At 63.5% G+C, this 233-nt stretch carries 1 protein-coding gene; it reads right to left on the reverse strand.

Translation table 11 applies throughout. The annotated features are described in order from the left end of the window. A partial coding sequence (locus ACQG3P_RS24535) for a hypothetical protein (RefSeq protein ID WP_426806502.1) occupies positions 1 to 233 on the reverse strand: 233 nt, incomplete at both ends.

The following is a 233-nucleotide window of genomic DNA, read 5'->3' on the forward strand; positions in this document are numbered from 1 at the left end:
GCACGGCACCGCCGTTGATCGAGCTGCCGGGAGTACGGTAGTAGATTTCGTAACGCAACCCACCCGGACCCGGGTACGAGCGCTCGTAATCGTAGGTGTTCTCTTCGCGATCCAGGCCGAAGCGCAGCAGGTGGTCACCAAGGTCCCACTCGAAGTCGGCGCGGGCCGCCTTGCGGGTATCCAGTGCCTCTTCCACATGCGAACTGCTGGTGCAGCTGCGGTCGCCTTTGAGG

Origin of the sequence: Stenotrophomonas sp. SrG (assembly GCF_050031795.1) — a bacterium.
Lineage (GTDB): Bacteria > Pseudomonadota > Gammaproteobacteria > Xanthomonadales > Xanthomonadaceae > Stenotrophomonas > Stenotrophomonas rhizophila_A.